The organism is Haloferula chungangensis, from assembly GCF_042664875.1.
Classification (GTDB): Bacteria; Verrucomicrobiota; Verrucomicrobiia; order Verrucomicrobiales; family Akkermansiaceae; genus Haloferula; species Haloferula chungangensis.
In genome coordinates, this window is the sequence record NZ_JBHTBS010000001.1 from 511809 (window position 1) to 536322 (window position 24514).

A 24514-nucleotide genomic window follows, 5' to 3' on the forward strand; every position below is an offset into this window, starting at 1 on the left:
CGAATGGGCTTTGGTGTCTCTGGGGTTCGATTAGGGACTGACGATGGCTAGCCGGACGAAGCGACGACCCGTATTTCCCTCGGGAATGGTGGCGATTCGATTTTGCAAATCTCCCGAACCGGGATCGAAGGGATCCACGATGTCGGTGACGCCTGCATTCGACCAGGATTCAGGGGCGAGCGTGTCGCTCCACTCGACGATGAACTGGATACCGTCCCCGATCGCAGAGCTGCTCCGGACATAGCGGAATTCGATCGATCCGGCTTCGAGCGACAGGGAGATGTCGGCGAAGGTGTTGGCGAAAGGGTCCTGTCCGGTGGCGAATTCGAGCAGGTTGTCCTCGCCGTCAAAGTTCGCATCGTAGTCATCCGCCGCAGTGCCCGAGTTTTCGGTCGTGCCGAAGTAGAGGTCGCGCCAGTCTTCCTGAGCGGTGTTCGGCGGGAGGAAACCGTAGTTGCCATCCCGGACACCCTGGACTTCGGCCTGCGTCAGTGGACGGTCGTAGAGTGCGACATCATCGATGCCTCCTTGAAAGTGCTCGCCTTCGCGTCCGCCGGGAGTGGCATCGTCGTCGTCACCGCCGATGCTGACCTGGATGAGATCGCTTTCCGTGTAGAGGATGGTGACCGGTGCGCCCTGCGCCACGCCATCGACATACCATTGATACTCCGTTCCCGATTTCACCATCGCGTAGTGATGCCAGCCGTCGTTGGTGATGTCCGTGTAGTCATAATCTTCCCGGTCATCGAGCCCGCCGTTCACGAAGGTCGCCTTCTGTGGCATGAACTTGATGAACTCGAGCGACTCGGATCCGCTGCCGCCGTAGCGGTTGCCGACCATGATCGAGGTGTTGGCCGTGGCGAGGTTGGACTTCGCCCACCAGGACCAGGTGAAATCGTCGCTGCTGGAGAGGGCGTACCTGAACGGAGTGCTGATGCGGTCGTCAGAGCCATCGAAGGAGACGAATGAGCCGCGAGTGCCATCGCTGTCCCAGGTGGCGCCGTGAAGGAGCGAGCCTGCCTTTCCTCCGCCGGACGAATCGATGGCGGTGGTGCCGCTGGCTTCGTCGAGTTTCCAGTGGGCGATCGGGCCGCCGGGCAGACCGGCTCCGACGGTGATGGTGCCGTTGCCACTGAAGACGGAGGTCCCGGCGAGGGCATTGAGTTCGGCGGCGGTATAGACGCCGTCTGCGACAAACGAGCCACCGACGATCAGGGCCGAAACTTTCCAGCCGTAAGTTCCGAGCTTGATGTCGGTTCCCGGGCCGCTGGAAACGGCGAGCATGGCGCCGGTGTTCCAGTTGCCTTTGATTTCGAGGACGCCACCGTCCATCACCTCGATGTCGGCGGTTCCGACGGCTCCGGCGTTCTCAAAGACCAGCGAACTCCCCTCCGCCACCTCCCAGGTGCCGTAGAAAGAGTTGCCGGCGTTTTCGACGATGACGGAGCTTTGGCGGAGTGCCGACCCCTCGAGGGCCTGGATGTGACCTGAGCCGAAGACCAGTGAGAGGAACCGGAGATTGCGGGCTGTTAGGTTGCCGCCGACAGTGCCGAAGGTGAGAAAGCGGCTATGACCGGAGTTCGTGATGATGCCATCGATGACGTTGGTCGCATTCGTGCCGGTGCCCGCGGCGAGTTCGGCGAACTCGCCGGAAGCGAAACTGGACCCGCCTTCGAGAAGAAGTTGTCCAACAGTCGCCACCTGTCCGGAGCCATCGAGCGCACGAATCTGATAGCGTCCGCCCATTTCCACAGTGAGGGAGAAGCCGGGAAAAGTGGAGGTGCCCGAGGGTCCGCGGAGGTTGCCGGTGGCTGGAATGATGTACCTGGCGTTGGCATGAGGAGCCAAGCCGTCAGACCACGAGGAACCGGCGGTCTGGTCCACCGGAGAACCCAGCGCCACGAGGGTCACCACGGGCGTCTGCACCTGGTCGTTGGTCAGAAAATTGATCTGCGGATGGATGGTGGTGTTGGAGTTGGCACCATTCGCACCGGTGAAGACGTAGCGGTTGGCTCCGCCGGTCTGAGCGGCATCGGCGCTGAGTCGGAGGAAGACATAGTTGCCGATGCCGGCGCCTCCGGCGTATTGCGCGTTGAGGTAGGCGACCAGGTTTCCGCTGTTGGCAGCGTCAGTGGTTTTCAGACCGAAGCTGGCGCTGCCTGCCTGAACCAGAACCTCTTGCAGGAGAGTCGCATCAGTGCTGTCGATGTCGGGTGTCGCGGACCAGTAGTCACCCGGCATCACGGTTTCCGAAGCGCGACTGCCCAAACCATAAAGCGAGACGTTGCCGAGCGGAGTGCTCTGGTTGGATGCATGGTTCACGGTGAAGAATGCCGCGTTGAAGGGATTGGCGACCGCGCCAAGGTCTGGAAGCTGGAAGGGGAACACCACGCAGCGGTCTTTGCCGGTGTTTCCTCCGGCGGTTCCGACCAACAAGGTGTCGGCGGATGCGTTGATGACTTCGTAGGTAGGAGTGCCCAGCGTCGGCTGGACTTCCGCGTCACCGTTGGTGGCGAGGAGGGTGCGTAGCACGGTGAGTTTGAAGGTGGCGTTGGCGGATTGAGTGCCGTTGTTCGCCGTGACCGTGATGTCGGTTTGGCCGCTCTGACCGGCCGCCGGGGTGATGGTGAGCGTGCGGTTGAGGCCGGAGCCACCGATGACGATGCCGTTGTTAGACAGGAGGGTGGTGTTAGAAGAAGTTGCCGTCACCACCAGTGAGGTGGCGGACATGTTGTTGATGGTGAAAGGAATCACGGTGCTGGTGTCCTGCCGCATCGAGGTGGCTGCGAGGCCGCCGATGCCGGGGTCCGAAGCCGAGGTGTAGGCGATGCGCGGGCGGGTGTCGGTGGTGAGATTGGAGACGCCGCCCTCGGACATGGTGACCGTGGCTCGGTTGATGCTGTTCTTCGGCACGGTGGAGCTGAGGCGCAGGAAGACGAACTCGCCGATGCCGGCACCGGAGGCGTATTGGGCGTTGAGATAGTTCAACAGCGCCGTATTCCCACTGGCGGATGTGCTCACCGCACCGAGCGGCGTGGCATTGGTAAGGATGCTGGTTTGCAAACGCGTAGCGTCGCTGGGATCGGCGGTGGAAGTCTGGCCGTAGTAGTCGCTGGCGAGCACGGTCGCGTCATCCCGGCGGCCGAGGCCGTAGAGGTCGACGTTCGGCACGGTGCCGTCCTTTGAAATATAGTTGAACGCAAACGAGGCGTTGGTGAAGGGATCGGAAACTAGGCCGAGGTCCGGGAGTTGGAACACATAGACCGTATTACGATCCACGAAAGGCGAGCTGCCGCCGGAGCCGAGCACGGTGGTGGAGGCCGATTGCTCGGAGGGACCGGCCGTGTCCCGTATGGCGGCATCGGCCGCTTGACTGACGAGCACGCCGCCGACGGTGAGCGTGAAGGTCGAGCTGTCGCTCCATTTTCCATCGCTCACCATGATGGTGATCTCGCTCACGCCGCTTTGTCCGGCGGCGGGGGTGATGGTGACGGTACGGTTCGCGCCGGATCCACCGAAGACGATGCCGGAGGTGGGAACGACCAGCGTGTTGGACGAGGTGGCGGAGACCGTGAGCGAGCCTACCGACGTGTCGGTGTCGCCGACAGTGAAGGGGATCGCCGGGGTGGACGCGTTCTTGTTCACCACCCGGTCGATCATCGGGCTGACGGTCGGCGGTACGGTGCGCGTGAGATCGTCGGCATCGGCCACCGTGGGAAGCTGCGGCAGGCGACCTTCGAAAAGTTCGCGTTGCTCGATCAGGGACAGCGCGATGCTTGTCAGGGTGTTGGTATAGGATGTGCCGCCGTCGATGAACTCCGGAGTGTAGGGGTATTTGTCATTGTAGGTGACGGGGAGGAAGATCAGCCGGTCGCTGCGCATGCCGTCCTCGCCGTAGCCAATGATGCCGCCGATCATTTGGGCGACGCGGCGGGTTCCCTTGAATTGGTTGAGCGAATCCAAGGTGCGCGGGATCTGCAGGACGATCGGCTTGTTCGCCGTCGCCGGATTGTCCCAGAACCACTCGAAGAAGGTGATCTGGTTGTTGGTGTTGTTGAGCAGCGCGGTGGTGCTGGCCTCGATTTCCACGGAGTCGACCAACGGTTTGGCCGCGACCTCCCGATTTCGCTGGCTGTTGTTGCGCACGTTCCACTTCAGCTTCACGTCGGAATGGCCGTTGGTGTCGAGCCAGTCACGCATGTACTGGATCTCGATGTCCGTCCACACGTAGAGATATTCCGTCCCTTGATAGGTCCCCCGCTCGTCGTAAAACATGACATCGGTCAGATCGTAGCCATAGGTGCTCTCGAAGCCGAAAAGTTCCTCCAGTCGCTGGGCAATGGCAGGGAAAGCAAGTTCGTCCGTCTTGGATGGGTCCTTGGTGGCCTCGGATCGCGCGAATCCATGAATGGCATTGCGGGATCCGGTGAACTGCGCGAAAATCTGCCGCCAGTCGTTGTTCGTGGCCGGATCGGTATCGTGAGGGGCTCGGTTGATATTGAGGCCCTCCACCTTCGGCGCGACCGTGGACCAAGTGGAAAGGTCGTTGGCGTCGGTGTGGGTCATCAAGTGGGTTCCCATCCAGACCTCGTAGGCGGAGGCGTTGATCAGCCCAAGGACGAGGGAGAGGATCGCTGCGATGAGATGGGTTCTTTCCATGGAGCTTGTGCGCTTTGAAGACGTGGCCGGGAATTCTTGGGGAATCCGGGAGACGGTTTCAGGAGGATGGATTGGGGTTTTTTGTGAGGATTCGGAATGGAGTCATCCACCGTTACCTAATTAACGAACAAACCCGCCTAAAGGGCATGTGGGATTTTGTCGCTTGTTTACGTGACAGAGGGATTTGTTCTCGATGCCTAGGGGTTTTGACCTTCAGCGGAAAACGTCCACGTTCCGGGCGCGACATTGAACTTGATGTGTTTATCGTCTTCACCGTTCGGGCTCACACCGGGAACGCTGCCAACCACGCTGCCTTCGTTCCAAAGCACCGAGCCATTGACCTTGATCGTCTTTGGCGTGACGGACGACTTCGGAATTCCGACCACGGCAGTGGTGCCTTGCGGCGATATCAGGTGCATGCGGTAGGATTTGTCCGTCCGATTGATCTCGACGGTGATGTCGCCCTTCACGCTGGGGACCACCTGTTTCATCGTCGTGAGATGGGCCATGTCTGGGAGAATCTGATATTCGCTCCAGCCGCTTTTCGTCGGAGCAATGCCAACAATATACTTGGACAGGATCGTATTGGGTGCGTTCCAGGCATGGTTGTAGGTTCCTCCGTTCGGGAACATTTCATAAAGGGTGCTCATGCCTTCGCGTGAAACCTGTCCTTTGTAGCGATCCTTCATCCGTTTCAGTGCCGCTTCGGGCATGCCCGCCTGACACAGGGCTTCTTCGACCATCCACTCGAAGTGCGGGCTGCAATAGTAGTTTGGAATCAGAACATTCCGCGCGATCGCCTCGTGTTTGTCCGCGCTCGCCAGGCCCGATAGGATCGTGAGGCAGTTCGCCCGGTCATCCTGAAACTTCTTTGGATTGCTGCTGTAGAATTTCCCCTTCCAGAATTTCTTGTCGAAGGATTCCCGCATGCTTCCGATCCTGTCGTCGTACCAAGCGATGTCCTTCGTCTCGCCCAGAGTCTCCGCCATCTTCCTCGCGCTGTTGAGCGCCATGAAGTAAAGCGCCGGCTGGATTACCGGCGCATCCAAGGTCCCTTTTTCACCCCAGTCACTCCAATCCCAGCTATCGTGGCTGGCTCCCCGGCGATAGGCAGGAAGTCCGTCCTTCTCCATCTTCCAAAGACCCAAGTATTCGCGCACATAAGGGTAGGTGTAGCGCAGAGTGTCTTCGTCGCCCGTGTTCAGGTAGTATTGCCAAATGCACTGGTCGACGAACTGGAGGCTCTGGCTGGGAAGCTCGCGCAAACGCAAGGGGCCAAGCGCGGCATACACCCCGTCATGACTATAGGCCATCGTTACCCGGATCGCCTTCTTGAGGAGCTGACGGCCGGCGTCATCCATGCAGTAAAACAGGTAGCTGGCTTGGTCCGCCACATCACCGATCCAGCAGGCCCGCTCGCGGTCCGGGCAGTCCATGAAATTGTCCCGCGCACAGACAAACAGCGTGTTGCGTCCCATCCACCAGATGCGCTGATAGAAGGGATCGTCGCACTCGAAGCTGCCGGCCATTTCACCCACGCTCATCCAGCGATACTTTAGTCCGAGCACCTTCACCCCCTTCGGGATTTTGTAGATGACCTCGTGACCATTCATCCACGAGAAGGACTCAAATGTCTGCCGCCCCTCTTTGCTCGTGTAGTAGGCCTGGATCACGTTGTGCCGGTCGTCGGTCCCGATCTCGATCGACTTTCCCGCTTCGCACTCGATCTCCAGATACGGGGTGATCTGCTTGTTGAAAGGCAGCTTGCAGCGGATCTCCTCACCGTCGCTCACGAAGGGAAAGGTCTTCGCCGGGTGGCTGATGTAGTCCTGCAGGCCATGATTCACCAGAGCCGGGACGTAGTTCTTTTCCAGCTCGTACCAAGGGGCTGTCGGAGGCACACCCTTTTCGGTCGCAGGTTCCCACGAGGAATCCTCGAAACCTGGTGCCGTCCAATCTTCCAGTTCCTTACGCGCATCGTATTTCACGTTCTCCTGCACGATATTCTTTCCGACATCACCACTATCGAGGGCATAGGCGGAATTTGCCTTCGCCTTCCAATGCCGATCCGAAACCAGCAGCTCGCCGCCCAGATCCGCCTGAAAAATGAAGCCGCCCTTGCCGCTGTCAATGTGAGTGCCCTTGTGGGTCTCGCGTCCCCAATACCATGCCAGCACCGCGATCGTATTCTCACCCTTCTTCAGGTGACCACTGAGGTCCACCTCTTCATACCAGGTGTTCGAAGGCTTGTCTTCCGGCGGACGATTCCAGATTTCCTTCACCCGCTTCCAAGGTTTGTGAGGGCTCGGCCCGCGCGCCACGCTGCCCTCGAAAACGACCATCTCACCATTGATCCAGAGCCAGTATTTGCTGTCGGCGGAGATGTTTGCCGTCACCTTGTCCGGGACTTCTTCCAACTGAATTGTGCGACGAAAGGCGACCCAGGCATTCGCCGGTCCGTCCTCCTCTTGCCAGATCCATTGCGCTTTCCAGTCCACCCGGTCCTCACCCGCCGCCATGGTGGACAAAGCACCGAGGCAGACCATAATCATCAAACTTAATCTTCTCATTGTTCTGTCGTTAGAATCACTATTTCACATCAAAATTTCATGTCACTGCTTCGACGGTGATCATCAGGTCGTCATCAACAGCGTCATCGTGGTGGAGAGGGCCGTCGCGTTCACTGTCGAGTGGTTCTGGCTTGAAAAGGGAAGCGCCTCGTCTCCGGAACACGAAGACGAGGCGCAGAGGTTTTCTGCATCCGGGCAGAATCGTTTTCCGGGAATCTTATTTCCTGCGGCGACGAAGAAGGGCCAAACCACCCACGCCAAGGAGTAGTGCCGAGGAAGGCTCAGGGACGGCGAGAGCCGCAACTTCGCCAGCGGTCAGCGCGTTGTCATAGATGCGCACATCGTCAATGTCGCCATTGAAGAATTCGATGCCTTGGCTGCTGGCATCACCACCAATCGAGAACGGGAAGGCGGACGCGGTGAAGGGGCCAGAAAGCGCAGTAGCTGGGCCTGTCGCGACACCATCGACATAGGTCGTGACGTTACCGGAACCATCGTTGACGACCGCGAAATGGGTCCATCCTCCGGCAATCGCGAGAGGGGTGTGGCCGAGGGTATTCGCAGTATCACTCGGACGGAAAATGGTGGACCCTGGAGTGAGCTTGGCAAACTCCCGAGGGCTGAAGTCCGAGCCAGAGGCATTGCGGCGGTTGCCGACGATGATCGACTGGAGGTCCGCGTCCTCCTTGCTCCTGGCCCAGACCGACCATGAGAATGTGGAGTCCGGATCGTAGGTCAAGCCAGTGCTCACATAGGCGCCGCTGTCGCCAGTACCCGAATAATAGCCCGATCCATCGAAGCCTCCAGATGCGACAAGTGTGGCGGTTCCATTGACGGTGCCATTGTTGCTACCCACGCTGTCGTTCGCGTTGCCGTTGAAATCCCAAAGGTGGATGAGGGCCGCATTTACGCTGCATTGAAGCAGTGCCGTGATGGCGAGGCCTGAAAGCAGGCGTCCGGTGGTTAAATTAGTTAATAGGGATGGTTGCATTTTTTTCTGGGGTTCGGTTTTTGCCAGGGAGTTGGAGTGACAGTAGTCGATGGATTGATCGAACTTTCTGCTGCTACCGATTCCGGTTATTCACTCTGGGTTAATGTCTTTTTTAGAAAAATATTGATTCAAGTGGGCCAATTTTGGCAAGAATCGGGAATTGAGGACTCATTGAATGAGCTGAAGGTCGGGTGGCGCATCTTGTTGGAATAACTGAGTGAACTCGATCACGGGTAATCAACGCGAAGGTGGCTGTGACACGGTGAGCAAGACTTCTGCGATGACCCAGTAGGAGCAGGTTGCGAAGCCCCAGAAACGTAGCAGGGGAATGCTACGGGGTCGGTGAGCCAAAGACGTCGATCTCGGAATAGCCGACGCCGTTGTTCTCCTGCGCGCCGGGCCAGTCGAAGCGGATGGCGGCGATGCCGGATGCTCCGATGCCGGTGATGCTCATCTTGCCCTGGGTTTCGGTAGGCGGGTTGTAGGCCTCGTTGGTGACGACCGTTTGGTCGAAGACGGTGGGGGTGCCGACGAGGGACATGGTGATGGTCACCTTGATTTCATCGCGGCCGTCGCCGGTTCCCCAGTTGGAGTAGAGGTCGATCTGGTCGATGTTGTAGCCGCCGGGGCTGGCGGTGAGGTCGAGGTTGAACACCGCGAATTCGTCGTTCTGGACCATGGCGGAACCCCGGCTATTTTCATTGCTGAACCATACGCCATCTCGGAGTGACGCTTCGCCGCTTGGCGTCAAGCCCTGCAGGTAAGTCGTGTCAGTGCCGCCGGGAGCATCGTCCAAGGGGGAGCCATTGTATGAATCGAATGCGGTCTGGAGCAGGTCGGTGTTCGAGACCGTGAAGCTCGCGGCTTCGGAGTTGGTGACGGTGAGACCCGCGGGAGGATTATCGATCGAGAAGGGATCTCCAATGGTGGAGAGGCCGAAGCGGTAGAACTTACGATTCACGAGTGCGGTTTCGTTGAGGGCAACGAGGCCGTCCAAGTTGTCGTCGGTCGCGGCGCTGATCCAGCTTCCATGGCTCAAGTCGGTGGAGGTCTCGATCACGGCAGGCTGGCCTTTGACGCCGAGGTCGGCCGAGACGGTGACGCCGTTGCCATCACGGATGATGCGGGTGTTGGAGCGATTGGGGTAGATGCTAGTGAAGATCTGGAAGGGAAGGTCGAGGTTGGCCGAGTCCCAGGTGAGGTCTCCGATCTGGCCGGAGTAATACATCGCTCCGCCAGGGTATCCGCCCGAATCGTTGTAGGCGACGTAGAAGCCGGTATTCGGCTGGCTTGAACTCTTCACCAGAAAGCCAAGCTGTTGTCCGTCTGTAACCGGAACCGGTGTGTCAAACTGGAAGAGACTCCAGCGGAAGCCGGCCTGATAGACCGGATCGGGATGAATCGTGGTGCCGGCGATCAAAGCGCCGAGTGGGGCGCCGCTTCCATCAAGCTGGCGAAGCTCGACGGTGATGGACTCCGCAGGGTCGGATTGCTCGAAGGGAAGATTGACGCCTGTTAGGAAACCGTCTCCGCTGACGGTGAAGGATTGGCCTAGTTCACCCGGGATTGGCAGTGTGTCCGTGGCGTTGGTCTGTGATGTTGACGTCGACCAGACCATCTCCTTCGGTTCGTTGTACCAGGTGTCGATCAGGGTCGAGAGCGCCGAAAGTTTGGCGGGTTCCACGCCGGAAAGGTCGTTGATTTCAAAAGGATCGACGGGGTTTCCGGTGGTGGTGTCGTAGAGATGGTAGAGTTCCGCCGGGCTGCCGTCGTAGTCGATGAGTTTCCAGCCGTCCTTGACGACATACCGTGCGACAATGGAAGCGGAGGGGTCCTCCAGGCTGGCCATGTCGTGGGCGTAGACATCGCAGTAGATCGTGTCGCGGGTGTTGACGGCGTCGAGGTCCATCAGGTTGATCCCGTGCTGCTCGGCGGAAGGCTCAAGATCCACGGCGGCGAGGGCGGTGGGAACCATGTCGATCACGCTGACGGGTTGCGTCACGATCTGGGGTTCGATGGGGCCGCCCGGCTTGATCGCACGGGGCCAGTGGACGATGATCGGCGTCCGGGCGCCCGCCTCACGGGGAGAGCGCTTGGAAGTCGAGGTGTGATGGCTTCGGTCGTCCAGATTCACCCAGCCGTTGTCACAGATGAAGATGATCATCGTGTTGTCGGCGATGCCCTTCGCGTCCAGGTGATCGAGAATTGCCGCGATACCTCCGTCGAGGCGTTCGATGTTGGCGTAGTACTTCGCGTGGTAGTTGCCCGACTCGTCGGGTTCGTCGATCAGAGCGTCGTACTTGTTCCGGAGGCCGGTCGGCGGATCATGGGGGGTGTGCGGAAGGAAAGGTGCGTACCATGCGAAGAAGGGATCGTCATTGGCCACGCAGTCGTCGATGAAGTCGGTCAGGGGGACGATGGTGTCGGCGTAGTTGATAGGGTGGGCCGGGTTCTGGATGTCGTTGATGTAGTCCACGCGGCCAATCATGAGACCCCAGTCACCATGTCTTCCCTGGTTGGCGTAGCCCGGTCGTGATCCGGTGTATTGGGGTGGGTTGGTGCCTGCGGCGGCGCTGTCCTGGGTGTCGCCCTCGGTGAATCCCCCGAGGGAATGGTGGCCGCCCCACCATTTGCCCGTCTGGTAGGCGCGGTAGCCGTAGCGTTTCACCAGGGTGCGGGCGATCGACTGGTCGAACAGGATCCGCTGGTCGGCGGCTTCGTCATCGACCTTGCCGACCATGTCGTTGCCGCTGATGCGGTTCTGATGGGGAAAGGTGCCGGTAATCATCGCCTGGAGCGAGGGTCGGCAGAGGGGAACGGTGTAGCCGTGGGTGAAGGCAAGGCCTTCGTCGGCCAGCTGGTCGATCGCGGGTGTCTGAGCCGCCGGATAGATCGTGTGGTTCTTGGGAACCGACGAATCGAATGCCGGTCCCTCGACATCGTTCCGGTACATGAAGCTGTAGTCCCACCAGGCTTGGTCGTCGCCGAGGATGAAGATAATGTTAGGTTTCTCGGTTGCCGAGAGGTTGCTCAGGGCGAGTGAAAAGAGCTGGGCGCCGAATATGAGCCGGAATGTGTCAGGTGAGGTCAGATTCACGATGTTGATTCAGAGGGTTGGTTCTTCAGGGATAGTGCCCGAAAGGAGGGGGGAGGAGATCGGGGTCCTGTCGGAGGGGCTGGGGCCAGATGGCGGGCCGACCAGCCCCTCCGCAGGAGAATTCATTGTTAGAGGGAAAATCCATGTGCTCTGTTTCAGAGCGTCGGAGAGTTGGTCGCCTCATGGAGTCACCGTCACATCATCGATGTAGAAGCCGGAGAATTCTGTGCTGCCATCACTGACGAACTGGAACTGGATCTTGATGTTCTTGCCAAGTGCGGCCGCTGGAAGCGGGAAAGAGAGCTGATCCCAGCCCAGCTCAATTCCTTCAAGGGAGGTGACCGGAAAGTCGCCATTGATGATCTCGGCATCGGCATTGTCGGCATCGAGGATTCGGATGGTTCCGAAGTCGGGTCCCCCGTCCCCGGCGCCGCCTTCGGTGTCGATGAAGCGCTGGAAGCTCAGGGTGGCACCTCCCGCAGGGGCCGCGAACGCGGGTGAGGTGAGCGTGGCGTCCGCACTGGAGCCGTAGTTTCCTCCAAGATTGGTGCCTGCACAGTTGGAGCCGTTGGCAGCGGCTTCCGGGATACCAAGTGTTGGCGGGCCCGCTTCCCAGGCGGTGCCGTTGCCATTGTCGGCCGCGACCCAGCCTGCGGGGATACTGGCAGCAGCTTCGAAGTCTTCGGAAAGCAGGGGTGGGACGGGTTCTTCGATCAACGCGAAGAAGCGGGTTGGTCCGACTTTTGCCACACCGTTCAAGGACGTGAAGATTCCGGCTGAGGGAATGTTCTCATAGGCGGGGTTGATGCCGTCATTATAGATCGACCAGCTCGATGTAGGAGTGGAGAGGTCTGGCGCGCTGACCAGATCATACTGCATGCCTGCCATGCTGTTCCATTCGAAGTCGAGCTTGCCGCCGTTTTGCGAGATCTCCAGCACCAGGGGGGCTTCTCGATCCCCCGGAGCAGCGGCGAGGGCTGCGATATCGGAATCGGAGAGAACTTCGGCGTAGATTCGCAGGTCATCGATGCGTCCTACGTAGTTGTCGCCGATGACATCGGGTCGGGTGGCGACGGTGAAGTTGTCTACCAGAGTATGTCCGACACCAGTCGCGTCGCTTGCGACCGGTGAGCCGTTGACATAGAGCGTCAGTCCATTGGTCTCATCGACGGAGAAGGCAAGGTGGGTCCATGCTTCAGAGGAAACTTTTTCAGGAGCTCCAAGGACGACATTGGTTTCCGACTGAAGGTGCACGGTGGGCGTGCCGCCAGCCTGAAGGACAATTCGCGCTCCCTCCGTCGCGCCACGGCGGGTTCCGGCGACGTGGCGGTTACCAGTGAGCAGTGTCGGATTGATCCAGCAGGCGAGGGTGAAGTTTGTCGCTGGGAGGGAAGACTGGTTGACGTTCATGCCGCTGGTGGAGCCGGTGGCGTCGAGGGCCTTGCCGAATTGACCTTCTCCAAATTCGGTTCCGCCTCGGAGTGTGCCGTCATGGGTGCCGACGGTGTCGGTGGCATTGTCCTCGAATTCCCAGAAATGAATCAAGCTCGTGGCGACCGAGCTAAAGGCAATGGTGGCGTTGTCGGAAACCGCTGCGACCTCGTTGCCGGAGACGTCGGCGAAGACTCCCGCCGGGTAGTTGACGTAGTAGTTTGTGCCAAACTCAAGATCGGCGATTTCAACTATGGCAGTTCGATCGCTGATGGTGACGCCTCCACCGTTGACATCAATGGTCTGCAAGACGGCACCACCGGCGGCGTGCAGGGTGACGCTGCCAGCACCGATCTGGATCGCCTCGTCGAACACGAGGTAGAGATCGGAAGTCGGCAAGCCGTTGAACAATGGTTCGGTTCCGGTCAGCGCCGGAGGAGTATCATCCGTTGTGAAGACGAAAGCCTCGGCGTCCGGGAGGGGCGGGAGTCCTGCAAAGTCGTTGCCGGAAGTGTCATCGACCGCGCCCGCAGGAATGACCAGGTTGTATTCGACTCCGGGTGTCAGGGGATTGGTCGGATCAATGGTGAGAGTTCTTCCGCTGAAAGCGTCGAGTGGTAAAGAGGTGACATCGAAGGTTTCGACGGAGGCATCGGGCTCAGTGGTACGGAGATCGATGGTTCCTGAACCAGCCTGAATGTCTTCGTTGAAGGTGAAGGTCAGATTTTGAATGGTCGGCACATTGACGGCACCGCTGATCGGGTCGCTGCTGGAGAGTGTTGGGGGATCGACATCGTTGCCGGTGGAGGTGCCGAAGACGTCGATTTCGGAGTAGCCGACGCCGTTGCTTTCCTGCATAAATGGCCATTCGAATCGAATGGCGGCGACGCCCTCGATACTGAAACCAGAAAGGGACATTTTGCCCTGTGTTTGAGTGGGTGGGTTGTAGACGAAGAGAGGTTCCGTATTTGCGACGAGAACCTGATCGAAGACATCTGGAGTACCGACGAGGGCGAAACTCACTTTGACGCGGATTTCATCGCGCCCCTGACCAGTCCCCCAATTGCTGTAGAGATCGACGCCGTTAATGGTGTAGCCGCCCGGGCTGGCGGTGAGGTCGAGGGTGTATTCGGCGGTGTCGTCGTTGTCGACTGCCGCGGCGGCTCGGCTTTGGCCATTGTTATCCCAGATCCCGTTGCGCAGGCTTGGTTCGCCCTCTGTGGTGCCGCCAAGGTCCGCGAGGCCGGTATCGATGACTGATTCGAAGGCGGTCTGGAGTAGGTCGGAATTCGAGACTGTGGGCCCTGGGGAGTCGGGGAATTCCGAAGTGGCAACGGTCGTCTCAAAGTCGGCGGCGGAGGCAGTAGCTCCTAACAGAGCCGTCAGCCCTGCGAGAATTTTCAGTGAAGGTTTAGGGAAGTGGGCTTTTTTCATGGTACTGCTTGATGCTTCGTTTTTTGGTAATTCGGAGGCAGGATGGGATTCGTGGGTTTGATCCCTGATCGGCAAGGATCGGCAAGGATCGGCAAGGATCGGCAACAAGTCCGGGAATCTTGTCTTCACGGACTCGAGGAGCAGACTTTCCCTGCTGTGAGTTCCTATTCCGCCAGTTGCCTGATGGTTAACGGGGTTTTGGTCCTTTTTTGGGAAAGCCCCTCGGAGGGCGATTTTCTGCTGGAGTGGCCGGTGGAATCCCATCCGATGCTGGGAGAAACCGAACTTTCCTAAATTATCCGATTACCGCGGATGGAGTTTCGGAATAGACCTGACGAAAGCTGCCGCATGACTCCTCAACCCGACGCCGAAGAGACCTTCGTGCAACTGGTGGTAACCCATCAGCCTGCACTGCGCGCCTTCGTGTTGTCGCTGCTGCCGGGGAGTCCGGAAGTTGACGATGTGATTCAGGAGACGAATGCCGAAATTTGGAAGAAACGTGGCGACTTTCGGATCGGTACGAATTTCAAGTCGTGGATGTTTTCCGTGGCCAAGTTCAAGGTGATGTCGTCTTGGCGGGATCGGAAGAGAAGAAAGGAGTGGGCCGTTCCTGAAGAAACTTTGGTGAAGTTGGTTGAGAGGGTTGAAATGGGAAGCCTCGGGGAGACGGAAACGAAGCAGGAAGCGCTGCGTCATTGCCTCGCCCAACTGCGGCCGGTGGACCGGGGGCTGATTCTACGGCGCTACATCGGAGAGTGCGGGCTGGCGAAGCTGGCTACAGACGTCGGGAGGAGTGCGGATAGCCTAAAGGTTTCCCTGCACCGGATCCGCATGCTGCTCAGAGGCTGTGTCGGGAGAAGAATCAAATCGGAGGAGACGTCATGATAAGTGGGATCGAATCACCGGACGGAAAAATTGATCTTAGTGCCTTGTGGCGTGAGCTTGAAGATTTGGAAGCCAATGATCTGGCTCCGGAACGGCGCGACGAACTGATGGAGTTGGTCGAGCGCTCGCCGGCAGCACAGCATGCTTACCTGGCCTATTTCGAAATGACCGCGATGCTGGAAGCAGAGGCATCCACTCTTGCCGAGCAAAGCAGGCTGCCGGTGGTGGTGGGTCAGGGATGGCGGGCGAGACAGGTGTTCCGGCAATCGCTGTTGGCTGCCGCAGCACTGGTCGTGCTGTCCGCAATTGTGGCGACGCTCCTCATCGTCCGGCAGCCGGAGTCGGGGCGCGGACACCTTGCCGTTTCAGTGACTGCCGATGCGCAATGGACGATCAATGGGGTGATTCAGGATCCTGCTGAGTCCGGAACTCAGGTGGAAGTGGGTTCTTCGGTGAAGGTTCGGTCGGGAACCATGGAGCTGATCCTTGAGTCGGGCGTCAACTATGTGATCCAAGGGCCCGCACATGTCTCTTTTCCCGAACTCGACAGGCCGATTCTTCATCATGGTTGGCTGTGGGTTGACTCCGATGAGTTGGGTGAGCCCATTGTTGTCGAAACTCCGGACTTGAAGGTCCGTGACATCGGAACGCGCTTTGCCGTTCGGGTTGGCAAAGATGAACCGGCAGAGGTCCATCTTCTCAACGGAAAGGTCGAAGTGTTTGCGAAGGAAACGAATAAGAAGGTGGCTTCGCTGGTGCCGGAAGAGCAGGGGTTCATAATTTCACCCACGGGGGAGTCGGAAGTACTGGCGCTTGCTGGTGATCCCTTTCCGGGCTTGGCAAAGCTTTTGGCGGCAAAGGCGGGTTATCCAACCACCGTGCTTAGCCAAAATCCGGCAGGATATTGGCGAATGGCGGAGTCCGAGCCGGGCTTCCTATTCAACGAGGTTGCTGGAGGTCTCGTTGGCCGCCTCGATCCGAAGGTGCTGACGGATGAAGGGGGCCCTGCTTCATCAAGTGGTTTCGAGGGACTTGAGGAGAAGAATCGCTGCGTTCATATTTCTGACGCCGCGGGTCCGGTGCCAATCTCGCTTGGTGCCATTCCCGTCCATAATGGGGTGATTTTTCAGGACAACTTCAACGGTGCTGGTGATGAACTGCATGGGTCGACACCGGATGTTACAACTGCTGGAGCCAAGTGGGTCGCATCGCCGATTTTCAAGAACAACGGGTCGGTGGGTAACGAAACTGGGAGTGCCACACTTGCCTTCAAGCCGGTGAACGGGGTGATCTACACCCTCGATGCCACCGTGACGACGAGCAGCGGACCCAGTCAGGATTGGATTGGATTGGGCTTTGCGCAGGGCCAGGCAGTTTCGGCGGCTCGATTCGATTACGGAGGAATGGCAGGCAGGGTATGGATGCTGCATCGCGGGGCCGACACGACCAAGCCGGAGAACAAGGCTTGGATGAGTGCCTCGGTGAGCGATTGGAACTGGTCGGGTGCTTCGCCATTGGGAGGCACCATGGATCTGCGGATTGTGTTGGACACCACTCAAGGGGCGGGTGGATGGACCGCGACCTGGTTTGCCAAACGGCCGACGGATATAGATTACCAGATGGTCCGGGGGACCGAGTTGCTGATCAATGAGTCGATCACTTCAGCGGGACTGAGCATCATTGGGCGCAAGTTGTCGGCATCAGTGGAGAATTTCTCTCTAACGGCCGATAAGAAAACGACTGCCGTGCCGCTTGTCGTGAATCCTGTCGAAGGTCCGGCGAACGTGGCACGAAAGGAAGGGGCGATGTCCTTCTGGCTCCGTTGTCAGCCGAGTGGAGGACATCAGGAGATAATCTGGACCGCAGGTGAGGGAGGCAATGATGAGTCGATTCGTGCCCACCTCACTGCAGATGGTCGTATCGGGTTTTTCATCGAGAACGGCCGCTATGATGTGTTGGTGGCTTCCGAGCAGTCCGTCAATGACGGCGCTTGGCACCACCTCGCCTTTAGTTGGAGTCCCTCGGCCGTTCATCTTTATCTAAATGGTCGAGTTGTGGCGAGTGACTCCGACTACCGTGGACTTCAGCAGGGCGTCATGCGCGAGCTTCGTTTTGGAAGTAGTTCGCCGGATTCGGACTTCGACAATTTCAACGGATGGGCTGATGAGATTGCGCTTTGGGATCGGGCGCTGACGCCGGAAGAAGTGGCCCACCAGTATCGTTCGGCGAGGGCGAAGTGAGTGACTTCCGCCGAGTTGAGATTTCTAGCGGAGAGAGGATTCAGGGGGCGATCGGTGTGGACTCCGCGATGCGGATCACGGCGGGGCCGATGAGACCGGCGGGTTTGATCGGGCTGTCTTTCTTCGGACCGCTCAGCGTCCAGGTTTTCCTCTGATTTTTGGGAAGGGACTCGTCGTAGGCGAGGCGGTTGTGCCAGGTGTTGGTGACCTTGATCTCGATGCGGTTCTTTCCGGGTTTGAGGTGGTCGGTGATGTCGGTGCGGAAGGGCGGTGCCCAGAGGATTGCTGCAAGGTTTCCGTTGATGATGATCTCGGCGATGTTCTCAACTTGTCCGAGGTCGAGGATGGTACGGCGATCGCTTGTTAGTTCGGGTGACTCCAATTCGGTGCGGTAGGTGGCGGTTCCGGAGTAGGCTCGGGCGTCGGGTGCCGCTAGCGATGACCATGGTGCCAACTTTGCGAGATCGTGGTGGGCTTGTTTTACCCGGTCTTCAGGAAAGCTGAGGGTCCACGGGGTTTCGATGGGAATGAGCACGGCTTTTGTGCTGGTGATCTCGTGAGTTGTGCCATCCGCACGAGTGAATTGATAGATGCCGTTATCGTAGATGAGAATTTTGGTTCCTTCGTTGATGAATTCGATCTTCGGAGGCTGGGGTGACACGGTCGGTTGGACGGAGTCGTCGGGCATGAGCGCGAGGTGAGGGTAGGGTGCGGCTTGATCCCTTCGGGTGGTGTCAGTGGCATCGATCAGGGTGGATTCGTTGTGTGTAATCTTGGTGAAAGCGGGTTGCGACTTAACTGGTCGGAAGATCACGAAAAGGGACCCGGCTGCGGGAAGCTGGACGGGGATCTGAGTGCGGCCTTTCGACTTCTCGTAGACGGCGACGGGGGTCGTGGTGTTGGTAAGTGGATCCCAAAACTCCGGGCGACCCGTGGCGCGGAAATCGAGGGTCGCATCGAGGGACGTGGCTCGGTCGGCACAGATGAAATAGATCTCGGTGTCGTCGCTTCGACGATGGTTCCATGCGAGCTTCCGGAGGCCCTTGAGGTCCGGTTGGATGCCGAGGGTGGCCAAGCCCTCCTCAAGGTCCTGTCCCCAGAGGAGTCGTCCTTTTCCAATCTGGCGGTCGCCGGTGTCTTGGCCAGCCCACAGTTCATCGACGAGTGCCTTGAAGCGTGAGTCGGCAGTTTTTCCCCCGACGAGGCTTGGATTTTCAAGCGGTGGGCCGCCGATGATGGTGGCTCCGTCGGTGATGAGCTGTTTGAGCCGCTCAAGGGTAGTGGGACTGAGTCGACGGCATTGTTCTTCGGGCAGCCAGATAAGCTGCCAGCTTGTTCCTTCGGGTGTGCGCAGCGTGCCATCGACGACTTCGAGTCGGTTCAGCAGGACGTCCTGATTGAGGTAGTCGAAGTCGTATCCTTTAGGAAATGGAGCATCCTGGCGAGGCTTGTGGTCGAGGTCATCACCGAGGTACCAGAGCACGTCGGCGACCGGCTGGCCCAGCTGGAGCAGGTGCTGGCAGCGGGCGAGGTAGTCGGTGAAAAGGGGCATGTAATTCCACCAGGTCTGGCCGCGGATGAAGGGAGATCCGATGCGGCTGCCGAATGAGGTGCCGGGTAATTCGTCCATGGGATTGTGGGTGTAGGTGTGGAAGACAAGGTGATTGATCCCGAGGGCGAAGTTCCGGTCGGCCATGTGCTTGAAACTGAATGGATGGTCACTCCAGTCGTGGTCGATGTTGGTGAAGGCCTCGGCGGCGATGCGTGCCTTGCCGTAGATGTGAGCCGCGGAGACGGTTGGGTGAACCGGCTTGGTTTCGTAGCCGCCCCAGTGAGGATCATTCGGTTTCCAGAACTCGCACATGGGGATGTCGGCCTTGCCCTGGTAACGGAGGATGTCACCCGGCGAAACATCGCCGATGGCGGTTTCGAAGGAGAGCTTCATGTCGCGTTCACGGGCGAGTTCGGCGAGACGGCCGAAGTAGTTGTCGACTAACAGGTCGCTGATGGTGGCTCGCCAGTCCCGGAGGAAACGTTCGGTGCTGGAGCGATCGTGAACGATATAGCCTGCGAGAGCGGGCAGCCAGTCACGCAGCGGGTAGCCGCGGCGATCGGTGAATTCCTTCTCCATCGCCGGTGTCCAAGTCTGGGTGTAGCATTCCCAGCTATCGATGAGCATGCCTTTGAGTCTGCCTTGGTCTGCGGGTCCACCATCGGCACTGATGCGGCCGATGTAGCCGGCAAAGTGTTGATCGGCTCCGGCAGCTGAAAGTTTGTCGCATTCGAAACCGGTGGCTTCCGGAGGGGCGGGCTTGTTTTTCACGCCCGTGTTGACGTGGCCGAATCTGAGAATGGTCCACTGGCCGGGTGGCGCGGTCCAGGCCAGCTTGCCGTCGGCCTCAAGCTTGTTGCTTAGATCGATGATCGAGCTTGGAGCTATGATCGTCTTCGGGTCGTTCTCGGGTGGACTGCTGCGATGGATCTTTCGCAGAGCGAAGCCTGCTTGGGCACGCCAGTCATGGACTCGGGCGGTTGAGGATAGCCGGAGGTAGCTGAGATTCATCCGGTGCTTGTTCTCGAAAACCATGCGATACCTCTTCGATAGCGCATCGGGAACCGAGAGGACGAATGGATGTTCGGGTTGGCGATCCTGCCAGTTTCCGTAGGGGATTTCATGGGAAACAAGATCCTGCCATCTCAAGCCCTTCATGGCCTGAATGCGGATGCGTGATTCAGGAACGAAACTCCGTCGCGCCATGAGTAGCTCGATGGGCGGAAGTTCGATAGAGCGCAGGGAAGTCGGTTCGTCGAATTCGAACGCGATCCAGGTGTGCTCTCGTCCGACAGGGATTTTGACGGAGCTGTCCTTCTTCTCCGCGAGAAGATCGTTCCATGAAACATCCTTCAGGTTGCTCGCGACTGCGCGTGGAGAAAGGAAATTTCCGGTGTCGCCTTCCGGGGTGGGGAACGCGAGCACGGCGATGTCCTGATAGTTGCGCCAGTCCTCCTTGCTCGGTTGGGGTTTTGTTAGATCGATGCTGAGCTCGCTGTCTCCGGTGATCTCGCTGCGGCTCCAAACGATGTGGCGCATCGCCTTGTCCGGCGTGATCCATGGGCCGCCGGACATCGCCCAGCCGGGGCAGTTCTGCATGGTGAACTTCAGCCCGAGGCGCTGGGTTTCATCGGCGACATGGGAAATCATGCTGTCCCACGCCGGGCTGAGGGTCTGGATCTGCGGCTTCACACCGGGCCACGGACGACCGGAGCCGTGAAAGAGCTGGATGCCCTGGAGCCCGGCGGCCTTCACCGCTTCCAGATCGGTGGTGAGGGCAGATTGCTTGACGTTGCCGCTGATCAGATGAAACCAGGTTTCAGGTCGGCTTTCCAATGGTGGCGATTGGAAGCCTTCGAAGATGGGATCCGCATTTACGGAATGAACGAGTGTCCCGATGACGATGGTTAGGAGTCGCGATGAGAATGGTTTCAATTTCGGATTAAAAGGATGGGTTAGCTGATCGCATGCTTGCGGTGGATTTCTTCGAACTGAGGATCAAGGTTGAGCGACGTCCATGGCTCCATGGAGCGATGCTCATTTGAAAGCAATTCATCCGGTTGACGATGGTTCCATTTCGAAAAATCGGCCCGGAAGCATGGAGCCGCCGGGCCGATTGGGATTGAGGTCAAAGGGGGACACTCTCAGTCTGGATGATCATGGGGCAGGGTCTCCGGTCGGAACCAGGATGTAGAAGCCTTTGGGAGTCGTGGCGAAGGGATCAACGTAGGTTCCAGGTGGCTGGTCCTCGTCATAAAGGACCCAGTCGAAGCCATCTTCTTCAATCGATCCGTAAACATCGACATTTGTGGGTGAAGTGAAGGTGATGGTGATCTCTCCCACATTGGTGAAGGAGATGTCGGAGATGACAATCCCTTCATCTACCGGAGGAGGGCCAACAGTGATTGTTCCTGTTCCGGAGAAGTTGACATCGTCAGGAACAGGCGCAGCAGAGTTGGAGCTGCCGTAGACTCCATCGGGCTGAGCCGTGCCACCGAGGGTCAGGCCAGCGACCCTTTCATCCATCGCGACATCGACAACTCCACCGTCGATGACGAGGCTTGCTGCATCTGCGATGGAATCTCCGGTAAGACGTAGGACACCACCATTCACGGTGGTCGTGCCGGTGTAGGTGTTGGCGCCGCCGTAAACCACTGTGCCGGTGCTGGTCGAGTCAATGGTAACTCCCTTGGATCCTTCCGTTTCGGCTATCGGGCGGGAGAAGATGAGGTTGCCGGTTCCCAAATGGGTGATCAACAGATCGTCTGCGAGGATCGTGTCGCCGTAGTTCTCGGAGTTGTCAGGGATGAAGGCATCGTTCACGTTCCCCAGATTGATATTGGCTTCAGCTCCCGCAGCCACGTTGATCATAGCAGGATCTTCGACGGAATCGGTGTCGATGGTCAGATTCCTGGGACCACCCTGCGCACCGTTGTTTTGCACATAGCGAATGCCCAAGCCCCCAGCCGCTGTCGGGTCGACGAATTGCGTGAAATTCAGTGAGCGGACGATACGATTTCCACTGAGGAATATCTGATCGGCTGAAGTATATTCGTCATAGAAATAGAGGTCGGTCGTGTTGTCGAAAGTCGGAAGGATTCCATCGAGCCAATTGGCCCCGACGCCCCAAGCCCCATTGCCTGCGGTCCAGCGGAACTGAGGTTCTTCGACAGTGATGAGACCGGAATTTCCATCAGGAAGTCCGCTGACACTGGCGCGGATGTTCGCTGTTCCGAGTGCCGCAGCAGTGAAGGTGGCGCTGCCATCCATGTTGTCGACGAGGTCGGATGCCATCAGCCCGCCGGAAATATTCTCCAGACTGAAAGATGCACCTGTTTCGAAGGCGATGAAATTGCCAACCGAATCGCGCGAGATGGCAAAGACCTCGAGCACGTCGGCCGGGTCGTTGACTCGGAACGAGACATTGCCGACCGGATCATTCATCTCTGGATCATTGCTGAACTCCACAGTGAGTACGCTCGGAGGTCCGGCATTGATGGTGATCGTGGAACTTTCCGCACTGGGGGCGAGCAGATCACCGCTGAGTTGTGAAGCGACCAGCGTGATGTCTTCAGCCACCGTATACTGAAGAGTGAGTTCTACGGAATTGCTACCGGCGGGAATGGTGGCGTTCTTTCCACTAAGGATACCCGAACCCGAAGGTGTGATGAGAATCTGAGTGTCTTGGCTGAGTCCGCCAGCCAAGGGGCTGCCGCTGCCGTCCTGGGCTTCTACCGTGACGGAAAAGTCCGTGCCTGCCGTCGCGTTGGATGGGGTTAGCGTGACGGCCAGCTTGTTAGAGTCGGCGCTACTCGAGGTGACGGCCAGATTGTCGACCCACAGATCGTGACCACCACTGCCATCGCCGTCTCCCCCTGAGAAACTGAGAAGAAATTGCACGGTTCCGCCAGCTTCGAGGGTTGAGTCTTCAAGGAAGGTGAGATCAAGGTCGACATCATCACCCTGATCGTTGTCGGGTGGAGGACCACCTTGCGATTTGATTTCTTGGGACTCTGATGAGTAGACATTGCCAGCGGTAATCGCGCCGCCTTCCAGAACCTCCAAGGTGTATGTTCTGGCTGCCTTGGGACGAAACGCCAAGGTGTCCATATGGAATTGGTCCAACTGAATATCGGTCCCGGAGCTATTGGTGATCGTCATGGTGATCGTGCCCCCGGTGGTAGCATTCGGCAGCTCAAGGTTCTGATCATTGTCGGTTCCGACGGTGGTGTCTGCCGCGGGAGGTCCCACACTTGTTCCCCAAGTTCCGTCACTGCTGGCACCCCGTTCGTCGACAGTGTTCCAGGCTTGCTGTTCGGTAGTCGTGACAAAGCTGGCGGAGATGTCCGTAGCTGTCACAGGAGCGGGGACCGGAGTGACGGCTCCCGTTCCGGAAAAGGTGTCCCATCCCGCAATGACCTCGGCTGAGCTCGGAGATGGAGACAATAGGCCCAATAGTAGCGCGACCGCACCGGCGGTGCTGCCCGTGCCCAGATAGATAGGTGGTTTTTTGGATTTCATGAGTCTGATGTCTGGCCTGTTAGGTTCTGGTGGTGAACGATACTCCGTGGAATTCCCTAAACCAGATCGTCGACATCATGATTAAGGAAACGATTCTTGTCTACTCCCCCAAAAGGGGGATGTGGGAATCACCTGACGCTTTTGCCGCCTCGGAGAGGACTTCGAAACCAGACGTCGATCTCGGGCATGCCTGGGGGGAATGCCGACGTGAAGGGGGGGGCTCAATGCCGCGGAAATACTCCGTTGGGAGCAAGAGAGCCGAAGGACGGCTACCGATTCGGTAGCCGTCCACGATCGACTCAGGATAGATCGGCCAACTCAGCGGCGGCGGCGGAGAAGACCGAGCAAACCAAGCGCTCCCAGGAGTGAGACGGCCGGTTCAGGAACGGGGTTGACCAGGTTGTGGCTGGTGCTGTCGATGTAGAGATCATCGAAGTAGACATCGGCCGAGTTGATGGCGGTCCGGAAGAAGAGCGACTTAAGGTCACCATCGGCTGTGCCGTTGCGGAAGCCGAGTCCTGTTGGACCAATTTGTGTCTGCGACAAATAGTTGGTGTCGGTATCACTCTGGATATGGACCTCATAGCTATCGGCCCCATCGGTGTTGTCGATCAGGACCCAGAAGTTGTACCAATGTCCGTCGGTGGTGTTGGAGGCGAGACCTGAGTAAGTTGTGTCGTTGTAGGCGTAGATCTCGGTGTTGGCTCCAGTGCCGACCCTGTTGCCAATTCGGATGATGGGTTTGGCGTCATTCCAATGGTTGCTTGCCGCCGCGGAAGTGAGAGGCGAAAGACCCGTGCCCATGTGGGTGTCGGCCGTCATGTAAGCGCGGAAAAAATAGGTGCCAATTGCATTGTTCGCGATCAACACGGTGTTGTTGTCGAATTTGGTGTGAGAGTCATTTGCGCCTCCCGTGTTGGCACCTTTTTGAATGAGGTATCTGTTCGTTGCATCGCCGCCGACTTGTCCGTCGACGAGGCCGGCGCTGGAATCATACGACCAGTTGCTTGCGCTGCTAATGTCCCCGTTGCTGTAGCTTTCGAAGTCATCAAGAAGCGTGAATGCGGCCTGGCTTGTCGCCAGCGAGCCCAAGAGACTTATCGCTGTTAGAAGGTTGGTTCTATTCATAGGATT

10 protein-coding genes are annotated in these 24514 nt (G+C 58.5%); 2 read left to right on the forward strand and 8 right to left on the reverse strand.

From position 1 onward, the window contains the following. Positions 1 to 30: 30 nt before the first annotated feature. From ACFQY0_RS02095 to ACFQY0_RS02115, 5 genes are all read right to left on the reverse strand, one after another. Positions 31 to 4659: a LamG-like jellyroll fold domain-containing protein gene (locus ACFQY0_RS02095; protein ID WP_379708580.1), complete on the reverse strand. Its 4629-nt coding sequence runs from the start codon at positions 4657 to 4659 to the stop codon at positions 31 to 33. 197 nt (positions 4660 to 4856) lie between these two features. Next, entirely contained in the window at positions 4857 to 7211 is a 2355-nt protein-coding gene (locus ACFQY0_RS02100) for an alpha-L-rhamnosidase-related protein (protein WP_379708582.1), read from the reverse strand. A gap of 235 nt (positions 7212 to 7446) precedes the next feature. After that, complete coding sequence (locus ACFQY0_RS02105; protein ID WP_379708584.1) at positions 7447 to 8220, reverse strand: LamG domain-containing protein; 774 nt, start codon at positions 8218 to 8220, stop codon at positions 7447 to 7449. A 331-nt stretch (positions 8221 to 8551) separates the two neighbouring features. Then, complete coding sequence (locus tag ACFQY0_RS02110) at positions 8552 to 11317, reverse strand: sulfatase family protein (protein ID WP_379708586.1); 2766 nt, start codon at positions 11315 to 11317, stop codon at positions 8552 to 8554. A 180-nt stretch (positions 11318 to 11497) separates the two neighbouring features. Then, positions 11498 to 14182, reverse strand: a complete 2685-nt coding sequence (locus tag ACFQY0_RS02115; protein WP_379708588.1) for an Ig-like domain-containing protein — start codon at positions 14180 to 14182, stop codon at positions 11498 to 11500. A 348-nt stretch (positions 14183 to 14530) separates the two neighbouring features. Between ACFQY0_RS02115 and ACFQY0_RS02120 the strand changes: the two genes are divergently transcribed. Both ACFQY0_RS02120 and ACFQY0_RS02125 read left to right on the forward strand, forming a co-directional pair. After that, positions 14531 to 15067, forward strand: a complete 537-nt coding sequence (locus ACFQY0_RS02120; protein ID WP_379708590.1) for a sigma-70 family RNA polymerase sigma factor — start codon at positions 14531 to 14533, stop codon at positions 15065 to 15067. Further along, positions 15064 to 17307 carry a LamG-like jellyroll fold domain-containing protein gene (locus ACFQY0_RS02125; RefSeq protein WP_379708592.1) on the forward strand — a complete coding sequence of 748 codons (2244 nt, stop codon included), beginning with the start codon at positions 15064 to 15066 and terminating at the stop codon, positions 17305 to 17307. The genes ACFQY0_RS02120 and ACFQY0_RS02125 overlap by 4 nt, the downstream gene beginning before the upstream one ends. A 40-nt stretch (positions 17308 to 17347) precedes the next feature. On the opposite strand, the gene ACFQY0_RS02130 is transcribed toward ACFQY0_RS02125, so the two are convergent. The 3 genes from ACFQY0_RS02130 to ACFQY0_RS02140 form a co-directional block, all read right to left on the reverse strand. Then, positions 17348 to 20794 carry a glycosyl hydrolase gene (locus tag ACFQY0_RS02130; protein ID WP_379708594.1) on the reverse strand — a complete coding sequence of 1149 codons (3447 nt, stop codon included), beginning with the start codon at positions 20792 to 20794 and terminating at the stop codon, positions 17348 to 17350. 222 nt (positions 20795 to 21016) lie between these two features. Continuing rightward, complete coding sequence (locus ACFQY0_RS02135) at positions 21017 to 23380, reverse strand: hypothetical protein (protein ID WP_379708596.1); 2364 nt, start codon at positions 23378 to 23380, stop codon at positions 21017 to 21019. A 318-nt stretch (positions 23381 to 23698) separates the two neighbouring features. Beyond that, the gene (locus tag ACFQY0_RS02140) at positions 23699 to 24508 is read right to left on the reverse strand and encodes a PEP-CTERM sorting domain-containing protein (protein WP_379708598.1); all 810 of its coding nucleotides are present in this window, start codon (positions 24506 to 24508) and stop codon (positions 23699 to 23701) included. Positions 24509 to 24514: the final 6 nt, after the last annotated feature.